General features: G+C 47.1%; 4 protein-coding genes and 1 pseudogene. 1 reads left to right on the plus strand and 4 read right to left on the minus strand.

Annotation, left to right across the window (positions count from 1 at the left end; genetic code table 11):
* Positions 1-187: 187 nt before the first annotated feature.
* The 4 genes from QZ327_RS13765 to QZ327_RS13780 all read right to left on the minus strand — a co-directional run bounded on the left by QZ327_RS13765 (position 188) and on the right by QZ327_RS13780 (position 4,155).
* Positions 188-943: a succinate dehydrogenase/fumarate reductase iron-sulfur subunit gene (locus QZ327_RS13765; protein ID WP_294620225.1), complete on the minus strand. Its 756-nt coding sequence runs from the start codon at positions 941-943 to the stop codon at positions 188-190.
* A 42-nt stretch (positions 944-985) separates the two neighbouring features.
* The gene (locus QZ327_RS13770) at positions 986-1,348 is read right to left on the minus strand and encodes a four helix bundle protein (RefSeq protein ID WP_294620227.1); all 363 of its coding nucleotides are present in this window, start codon (positions 1,346-1,348) and stop codon (positions 986-988) included.
* Between the two features lie 62 nt (positions 1,349-1,410).
* Positions 1,411-3,357 carry a fumarate reductase/succinate dehydrogenase flavoprotein subunit gene (locus tag QZ327_RS13775; RefSeq protein WP_294620229.1) on the minus strand — a complete coding sequence of 649 codons (1,947 nt, stop codon included), beginning with the start codon at positions 3,355-3,357 and terminating at the stop codon, positions 1,411-1,413.
* A gap of 108 nt (positions 3,358-3,465) precedes the next feature.
* Positions 3,466-4,155 (minus strand): succinate dehydrogenase/fumarate reductase cytochrome b subunit, encoded by a 690-nt coding sequence (locus tag QZ327_RS13780; protein ID WP_294620231.1) that lies wholly within the window; start codon positions 4,153-4,155, stop codon positions 3,466-3,468.
* A gap of 633 nt (positions 4,156-4,788) precedes the next feature.
* On the opposite strand from QZ327_RS13780, the pseudogene QZ327_RS13785 reads away from it, so the two are divergent.
* Positions 4,789-5,773, plus strand: a pseudogene (locus QZ327_RS13785) (alpha-glucosidase domain-containing protein); the annotation flags it as partial.

Genomic DNA, 5,773 nt, shown 5'->3' on the forward strand with positions numbered 1-5,773 from the left:
GCGAAAAGATGGATAGTGTTCCGTCATTGTTCTGAATTATATCGAACTGACGTTATTTAAATGAAAGAGCCGTGCTTCGCGGTAAGGTCTTCCCTTCCGTTTTCCGCTGTTTACGGGCTATAAAAAAAGAACTCCTCCGCCGGTTGCCCTGCAGAAGAGTTCTTTGTGATATTAATCAAATACAGTGTCAGTCTTTCAGCTTCGCCATGATGAAGTCGCGGTTCAGGCGTGCGATGTTGCTGATAGATACGTTCTTCGGACATTCGGCTTCACAAGCACGGGTGTTTGTACAGTTACCGAAACCAAGTTCGTCCATCTTGCTCAACATGGCTTTGGCACGGCGCAATGCTTCCGGTTTGCCCTGAGGCAGCAAGTTCAGCTGGCTTACCTTGGCGGAAACGAACAGCATGGCAGAACCGTTTTTGCAAGCAGCCACACAGGCGCCGCAACCGATACAGCTGGCAGCATCCATGGCTTCGTCGGCGATGGGCTTCGGAATGAGGATGGCATTGGCATCCTGGGGAGCACCTGTACGCACGCTGACGTAACCGCCTGCCTGCATGATTTTGTCGTATGCCGTACGGTCTACCATCAAGTCTTTGATAACCGGGAAGCCGGCGGAACGCCACGGTTCTACGGTGATGGTGTCACCATCGTTGAAGCGGCGCATATAAATCTGGCAGGTAGTGGCGCCTGTTGCCGGACCGTGCGGATGTCCGTTGATGTAGAGCGAACACATACCGCAGATACCCTCGCGGCAGTCATGGTCGAATACAACCGGTTCTTTACCTTCGGAAATCAGTTGTTCGTTCAGGATATCCAGCATTTCGAGGAATGAAGTATCGCCCGGGATATCTTTCATTTGGTATGTTTCAAAAGCGCCTTTTGCTTTCGGACCCTTCTGGCGCCATACCTTGAGCGTAAATGATATATTTTTATCCATTTTCTTTTTATTTTTATAGGTGACGAGTTGACAAGGTTTTAGTTAACAAGAGAGAATGCTTCGCTTGTTTATGAGCGATGACAACATTCGTATTATTTCATTGTTCAGTCTGTTCAATCCTTCAAACTTTTCATCCGAAAGATAGTTGATGTCTTTGCAGATAATAAGCTGGGTTTCCAATTCTGATGCAGACCCTAATGATATATATAAGAAATGAATAATTTCTTTATTGTAGGCTTTCCCATATCCTTCCGCTATATTGGAAGGGATAGAAACTGCAGCTCTTCTCATTTGAGAGGTGATGCCGTAAATCTCTTCCTTCGGAAAGAATTTGGTAGCCTGATATAAGTCTTTAACCAGTTGCATACTTTTCTGCCAAACGATTAAATCTTTATGAGTATTCATTTCCTTGTAGTTCTCGACTATCTCCCTTGTTGCCTTGTGAACTTGTCTCCTTGTTAACTAATTTATGATTTATAGTTACGAGTCTGTACCTTGATTGCTTCATAAACCAGCGGCTCTTTCAGCAATACCGGTTCCTTTTCGTCAGAACCCTGGTATTCCCAGCAAGCCACATAGAAGAAGTTCTCGTCATCGCGTTTGGCTTCGCCTTCTTCGGTCTGGTACTCTTCGCGGAAGTGGCCGCCGCAGCTTTCGTTACGGTTCAGCGCATCGTAAGCAACCAGCTCGCCCATAGTGATGAAGTCGTACAGACGGATGGCCTTGTCAAGCTCTACGTTCATGCCTTCCTTGTCGCCGGGGATGAACAGTTCCTTTTCGAACTCCTTGCGGATTTCTTTCAGTCTCTTCAAGCCTTCCTTCAAGCCTTCGGCAGTACGTCCCATACCGACGTATTCCCACATCACGTGACCCAGTTCCTTGTGGATGGAGTCTACGGACTTCTTACCCTTGATGTTCATCATCCAGTCAATCTTGTCCTGGATAGCCTTTTCTGCGGCAGCGAACTCGGGCAGGTCGGTAGAGAAGCGGGGAACGGTAATCTGGTCTGCCAGATAGTTTTGGATAGTGTAAGGCAATACGAAGTAACCGTCTGCCAGACCCTGCATCAATGCGGAAGCACCGAGGCGGTTTGCACCGTGGTCGGAGAAGTTACATTCGCCGATGGCAAACAGACCCTTGATGGAAGTCATCAGTTCGTAGTCTACCCAGATACCACCCATGGTGTAGTGGATAGCCGGATAAATCATCATCGGGTTGTGTTCGGGGTTTACGTCCGTGATTTCCTCGTACATGTCGAAGAGGTTGCCATAACGTTGGCGAACCACATCGACACCCAGGCGGTTGATGGCGTCGCCGAAGTCGAGGAATACGGCAAGACCGGTGTTGTTCACGCCATAACCCTTGTCGCAACGTTCTTTGGCGGCACGGCTGGCAACATCGCGCGGAACGAGGTTACCGAATGCCGGATAGCGGCGTTCCAAGTAGTAGTCGCGGTCTTCTTCGGGGATGTCTTTTCCTTGCAGCGTGCCTTCCTGCAACTTCTTGGCATCTTCCAGTTTCTTCGGAACCCAGATACGTCCGTCGTTACGCAGAGATTCGGACATCAAAGTCAGCTTGGACTGCTTGTCGCCGTGAACGGGGATACAAGTGGGGTGAATCTGCACGTAAGCGGGGTTTGCAAACCAGGCACCTTTGCGGTAGCATGCCATTGCTGCAGAGCAGTTACATGCCATTGCGTTGGTAGAGAGGAAGTATGCGTTACCGTAACCGCCGGTAGCGATAACCACTGCATGGGCGGCAAAACGTTCCAGCTTTCCTGTTACGAGGTTCTTGGCGATGATACCGCGTGCGCGTCCGTCGATGATGACAACGTCTTCCATTTCATAGCGGGTATACAGTTTCACCGTACCTACGTTCACCTGGCGGCTCAGTGCGGAATATGCGCCCAGCAGCAACTGCTGTCCGGTCTGGCCTTTGGCGTAGAAAGTACGTGACACCTGTGCGCCACCGAAAGAACGGTTGTCGAGCAAGCCGCCGTATTCGCGTGCGAAGGGAACACCCTGTGCCACACACTGGTCGATGATGTTGTTGGAAACCTCGGCAAGACGGTAAACGTTGGCTTCGCGGGCACGGTAGTCGCCACCCTTTACTGTATCGTAGAACAGGCGGTAAACGGAGTCACCGTCGTTTTGGTAATTCTTTGCAGCATTGATACCACCCTGCGCGGCGATGGAGTGCGCGCGGCGCGGAGAGTCCTGAATGCAGAAGTTGAACACTCTGAAACCCATTTCGCCGAGAGAGGCGGCAGCACTGGCACCGGCAAGTCCGGTTCCCACTACGATGATATCCAAGCGACGTTTGTTGGCAGGGTTTACTAATTTTTGGTGAGCTTTATAGTTGGTCCATTTCTCAGCCACCGGTCCTTCCGGTATTTTAGAATCTATCTTAGTCATAATGCTAATGGTTTTAGTTGACAAGTTGACGAGTTGACAAGGCTACGAGGCTGCGAAGTGTCAGTCGCTCTTTCTTGTTGACTTGTCTCCTTGTGTCTTGTTAACTTTTTAAATGATTGATTTGATGAAGAATACGACAACTACCAGCGCGAAGCACACAACAACAATCGTAGAATAGATGTTGGAGATACATTTCCAACGGTTGATCCATACCTTGTTGTTCCAGCCCAAAGACTGCATGGAGCTCCAGAAACCGTGAGTCAGGTGGAACCACAACGCACCCAGCCAGATGAGGTAAAGTACTACGAATACCGGGTTGGAGAAGGTGTTCTGGATGTGATAAGCGCCGTTGGCGGCATAAGCCAGCGTGAGCATGTCGGCATGTGCGCCCATGTTGTGCATCAGCTCGGGAAGCTGCATCTTGGCCCAGAAGTTAATCAGGTGCAAGCCGAGACCTGCGATTACCACAATACCCAGTACGAGCATGTTTTGAGACGCCCATTCCACATTTTTCGGTTTGTCTACTACGGCATAACGCTCAGTACCGCGTGCCTTGCGGTTCTGCATAGTCAGCCAGAAAGCGTAGACGATGTGGAGAATGAACAAGGCAGCCAAACCTACGGTAGCCACCAATGCATACCAGTTTGCTCCCAGGAACTCACAAACCATGTTATAGCCATTGGCCGAAACCAATGCAACAAGGTTCATCGCCATGTGAAATGTCAGAAACAGGATAAGGGCGATACCGGTAACGCTCATCACCACTTTCCTTCCTACAGATGAATTACTTAACCACATAAATGATTGAATTTAAATTATTTAATTGTTAGAACTAAAATTTCGACGTTTTACACCTCTTACAGACTGCAAAAATAGGGGAAATAGATTGATTGAGCAAGGAATTAAAGAAATAATTCTTTAATAATGAATCAATACGCTCATGTATCAGTATGCCAGCCAGTATGTATGCATGGTGCAACTGATCGTTTCTTTTTCCGGTGTCCATTCGTATACGGGCATGCCATAGAGGTTTTTGAAAATTTATTAATCGCCGACTATAGTTGTCTGCCTGGCTGACTATAGTCGGCTGAGTGGACAACAATAGTCGACTAGGTAGACAACTCCAGTCGGCTTCTCAAATGCAAGCTGTTCAATTGGCAAAGATTGACAATGCCGATGCGAAGGTTACGGGCTGTGAAAGTGCAAACTGTGGGGATTGTGAAGGCGTGAAGGGCGTGAAGAAAAGACTTTTCTTTATTTGTTCACAGAAAACACCTATCAAACAGTAGGTTACCATCCGTGAAGAATGTGAAGGAGAAGAACTAAACTATTGATCCGTTTGGTCATTATGTATACATTCAGGAGAGGATTTTCATTTATAATACTTACTTTTGCGATATGAGAAAATAGATTGTTAAACCCCAAGGAGATATAGTTATGAATATGAAAAACATTTTCTATTGCTTGTTGCCGGGACTTCTTTTCGGAGCATGTTCCAATAAGGTCTACGAAAAGACCAGTGATGGAGTAATAGTTAAAATACAACAGGAAAAAACAGGAGGTCCTCGTCTGGTACGCTTTCAGGTGATGGGAGATAAGTTGATTCGTGTCTCTGCTACCGCCGACAGCAAGTTTGCCGATCCGCAAAGTCTGATTGTTGTTCCGCAGAAGAAGCAAACATCTTTTGCCATCATGCAAAGTGGCGATACGATAACAGTGTCTACTGAAGAAGTGAAAGCATCCGTATTGGCTGGTACCGGAGAAGTGTGGTTTGCGGATAAAGACGGAAAGCTAATCTTGCAAGAGAATAAAGGAGGAGGGAAAAAGTTTACTCCTATAGAAGTGGAAGGAACGAAAGGATATACGATCTGTCAGGTTTTTGAATCTCCCGAAGATGAAGCGTTCTATGGATTGGGACAGCATCAGTCGGATGAGTTTAATTATAAGGGTAAGAACGAAGAGTTGTTCCAATACAATACGAAAGTATCCGTTCCGTTTGTTGTTTCGAATAAAAATTATGGTATACTGTTGGATAGTTATTCGTTGTGCCGTTTTGGTAATCCGAATGATTATTCTCAGTTGAACCGTGTCTTTAAACTTTATGATCGGACAGGCCGGGAAGGAGCGCTTACCGGTACTTATCTGCCGAAAAAGGGAGAAACGCTGGTCCGCCGTGAAGACTCCATTTATTTCGAGAATCTGAAAACGATTGAAAATCTTCCGAAGAAACTGCCGTTAATGGGGGCTAACGTCATCTATGAAGGAGAGATAGAGCCGGCTCAAACGGGAGAATTTAAGTTTATTCTTTATTATGCGGGATATGTCAAGGTATATTTGAATGATGAGCTGGTAGTGCCGGAGCGTTGGCGGACTGCATGGAATCCCAATAGCTATAAGTTTGCAGCTCATCTGGAAG

This window comes from uncultured Bacteroides sp. (assembly GCF_910578895.1).
Taxonomy (GTDB): Bacteria; Bacteroidota; Bacteroidia; order Bacteroidales; family Bacteroidaceae; genus Bacteroides.